Below are 3543 nucleotides of genomic sequence, written 5' to 3'. Positions count from 1 at the left end.
CGCCCGCGCCGCCTGCGCGGCCGCCGGTGTACCGATCGACGACCCCGGGACCGCCCGCCTGTACCTGCACGCGCTCGGCCAGCTCGCCGCCTCGCGCATGATCGAGGAGACCTCATGACCAGCACGCTCAGCCGCCCGGCGGCCCCCGCCCCCGTCGGCCGCCTCGTGGACCAGTTCGAGCGCGGCCTCGACGCCCCCATCTGTCTGACCTGGGAGCTCACCTACGCCTGCAACCTCGCGTGCGTGCACTGCCTGAGCTCCTCGGGCAAGCGCGACCCCCGCGAGCTGAGCACCGAGCAGTGCAAGGCGATCATCGACGAGCTGCAGCGCATGCAGGTCTTCTACGTGAACATCGGCGGTGGCGAGCCCACCGTCCGCCCCGACTTCTGGGAGCTCGTCGACTACGCGACCAGCCACCAGGTGGGCGTGAAGTTCTCCACCAACGGCGTGCGCATCGACGAGAAGGTGGCGCAGCGCCTGGCCGCGAGCGACTACGTCGACGTGCAGATCTCCATCGACGGTGCCACCGCCGAGGTCAACGACGCGGTCCGCGGCCCGGGCTCGTTTGACATGGCGGTCCGTGCCCTCGAGAACCTCAAGAACGCCGGCTTCACCGACGCCAAGATCTCGGTGGTGGTCACCCGCGAGAACGTGACCCAGCTGGACGAGTTCAAGGCCCTGGCGGACAAGTACGACGCCACCCTTCGCATCACCCGCCTGCGCCCCTCCGGCCGCGGGGCGGACGTGTGGGACGACCTCCACCCGCTCCCCGAGCAGCAGAAGGACCTCTACGACTGGCTGGTCGAGCACGGGTCGAACGTCCTCACCGGTGACAGCTTCTTCCACCTGTCGGCCTTCGGCGACGGCCAGGGCTCGCTGCCCGGCCTGAACCTCTGCGGCGCGGGCCGCGTGGTGTGCCTCATCGACCCGATCGGGGACGTCTACGCCTGCCCGTTCGCGATCCACGAGGAGTTCCTCGCCGGCAACATCGTCTCCGACGGCGGCTTCGAGAGCGTCTGGCAGACCTCGGAGCTCTTCCGCGAGCTGCGTGAGCCCCAGTCGGCCGGGGCCTGCGCGTCCTGCAACTTCTACGACAGCTGCCGCGGCGGCTGCATGGCGGCCAAGTTCTTCACCGGCCTGCCCATGGACGGGCCGGACCCGGAGTGCGTCCAGGGGTACGGCGAGGGACTGCTCGCGGCCGAGCGCAGCATCCCCTCGCCGTCACAGGACCACTCCCGGGTCAAGGGGCTGGCGGCGCGCAAGCAGCCCACCGGCCCGGTCCCGCTGACCCTCGTCACCACCCCGCCGCGCAGGCCCACCAGCCTGTGCGACGAGTCCCCCGTCTGAGTCGGCCGGCCGACCCGCCACCGCCCACGTCCTCCCCCGAAGGAGCCCTCTCCCGTGTCACGCCTGTCGAAGATCGCCGAGGCCAACCCCTGGCGCCGCAACCCCTGGTTCGAATCGGTCGCCGAGGCCCAGCGCCGCGCCAAGAAGAAGCTGCCCCGGAGCGTCTACATGGCGCTGGTGGCCGGCAGTGAGCAGGGCGTGACGATCGACGACAACACGGCCGCGTTCGCCGAGCTGGGTCCCAAGCCGCACGTGATCGGGGCCAAGGCCGAGCGGGACATGGCCACCACTGTGATGGGGCAGCCGATCAGCCTCCCGGTGATGATCTCGCCGACCGGGGTCCAGGCCGTGACCCCGGACGGTGAGGTCGACGTGGCCCGCGCGGCCGCCGCGCGCGGCACCGCGATGGGACTGAGCTCCTTCGCCTCCAAGCCGATCGAGGAGGTCATCGCCGCGAACCCGCAGACCTTCTTCCAGGTGTACTGGCTCGGCGGCAAGGAGAAGGTCCTCGAGCGCCTCGAGCGGGCCAAGGCCGCCGGCGCCGCGGGCGTCATCCTCACCACCGACTGGTCGTTCTCCATGGGGCGCGACTGGGGCAGTCCGACCATCCCGGAGAAGCTCGACGCCAAGGCGATGCTCACCCTCGCCCCGGAGATCGCGGTGCGTCCGCGCTGGGCCGCCGAGTGGGCGCGTGACGTGGTGACCAACAAGCGTTTCCCCGACCTGACCACGCCGAACCTCGTGCACCAGGGCGAGATGGGTCCGACCTTCTTCGGCGCCTACGGCGAGTGGATGGGTACCCCGCCGGCCACGTGGGAGGACATCGCGTGGGTCGTGGACAACTACGACGGGCCGGTCATGCTCAAGGGCATCACCCGCATCGACGACGCCCGGCGTGCGGTCGACGCAGGCGTCAGCGCGATCTCGGTCTCCAACCACGGTGGCAACAACCTCGACGGCACCCCGGCCTCGATCCGCTGCCTCGCACCGATCGTCGACGCCGTCGACGGTCAGGTCGAGGTGCTGATGGACGGCGGGATCCGGCGCGGTTCGGACGTGGCCAAGGCGCTCGCCCTGGGCGCCCGCGCCGTGATGATCGGCCGCGCGTACCTGTGGGGCCTGGGCGCCAACGGCCAGGCCGGCGTGGAGAACGTCCTGGACGTCCTGCGCTCGGGCCTGGACTCCAGCCTGATCGGGTTGAGCAAGTCCTCGATCTCGGAGCTCACCAGGGATGACTACGTGATCCCCGACGGGTTCATGCGTCGCCTGGGAGAGTGACCCGGTGGGCGGTCCGCCGGGCCTCCCTGTTACGTCCGTAGAGGAAAAGGAACCACAGTCCATGGGAGACTTCGACGGCAAGGTCGTCTACATCACCGGCATCGCCCGCGGCCAGGGCCGCAAGCACGCCATCCGTTTCGCCCGGGAGGGTGCCAGTGTCATCGGACTGGACCTGTGCGCCTCGCCGTCCGAGCACGTCGGCTACAAGGCGGCCACCGAGGACGACCTCGCGCAGACGGTCGAGAAGGTCCGCGCGGAGGGCGGGGAGATCCTCGCCGAGATCGGCGACGTCCGCGACCTGGCGTTCCAGCAGGACCTGGTCGCCCGCGGGGTCGAGCAGTTCGGCGGCCGTCTGGACGTGGTGATCGCCAACGCCGGCATCTGCAACTGGGGCAAGGTCTGGGAGATCGACGAGCAGCAGTGGCAGGACACGATCGACATCAACCTCACGGGGTACTGGAAGACCCTCAAGGCCACCATCCCGCACATGCTCGCGGCGGACAACGGTGGATCGATCGTCCTGGTGAGCTCCGTCGCCGGACTCAAGGCCATGCCGGTCCAGTCGCCCTACTCGGCCTCCAAGTACGGCGTGGTGGGCCTCGCGCAGACCGCGGCCAAGGAGCTCGGTGAGCACCGGATCCGCGTCAACACGATCCACCCCTACGGCGTGCTGACCCCCATGGGTGCCGACGACCCGGCGGCCCACGACGTGTTCACCAACATGCCCCAGTTCCTCCCGCACTTCACGCCGATCCTGGGGATGGGCATGGCCACCACGGACGACATCTCCGACTCGGTGCTGTTCCTGGCCTCGGACGCCTCCCGCACCATCACCGCGTCGACGTTCACCGTCGACATGGGCGCGATCAAGGTCTGACCATCGAGCCCGTCCTGGCGGTGCTGCCGCTCGGCGCCACC

3 protein-coding genes are annotated in these 3543 nt (G+C 70.0%); all 3 read left to right on the top strand.

Going from position 1 to position 3543, the window contains the following annotated elements; translation table 11 throughout:
* Positions 1-114: 114 nt before the first annotated feature.
* A complete protein-coding gene (gene mftC, locus G6018_RS01935; protein WP_179525884.1) occupies positions 115-1347 on the top strand; it encodes a mycofactocin radical SAM maturase in 1233 nt (410 codons plus the stop codon).
* A 54-nt stretch (positions 1348-1401) separates the two neighbouring features.
* On the top strand, positions 1402-2625 hold the full coding sequence (mftD, locus tag G6018_RS01930) for a pre-mycofactocin synthase MftD (RefSeq protein WP_182610384.1): 1224 nt from the start codon (positions 1402-1404) through the stop codon (positions 2623-2625).
* Between the two features lie 61 nt (positions 2626-2686).
* Positions 2687-3502 carry a mycofactocin-coupled SDR family oxidoreductase gene (locus tag G6018_RS01925; RefSeq protein WP_179525882.1) on the top strand — a complete coding sequence of 272 codons (816 nt, stop codon included), beginning with the start codon at positions 2687-2689 and terminating at the stop codon, positions 3500-3502.
* Positions 3503-3543: the final 41 nt, after the last annotated feature.

It is taken from the genome of Dietzia sp. DQ11-44, from assembly GCF_014145205.1.
In the GTDB taxonomy this organism is placed as follows: domain Bacteria; phylum Actinomycetota; class Actinomycetes; order Mycobacteriales; family Mycobacteriaceae; genus Dietzia; species Dietzia natronolimnaea.
The sequence above is the reverse complement of the archived record's forward strand: the minus strand, read 5'-3'. Positions and strand labels throughout refer to the sequence as shown.

Excerpts from the sequence above, each read along its gene's own strand:
- mftC (WP_179525884.1), top strand. The coding sequence starts at position 115 with ATGACCAGCACGCTCAGCCGCCCGGCGGCCCCCGCCCCCGTCGGCCGC.
- G6018_RS01925 (WP_179525882.1), top strand. The coding sequence starts at position 2,687 with ATGGGAGACTTCGACGGCAAGGTCGTCTACATCACCGGCATCGCCCGC.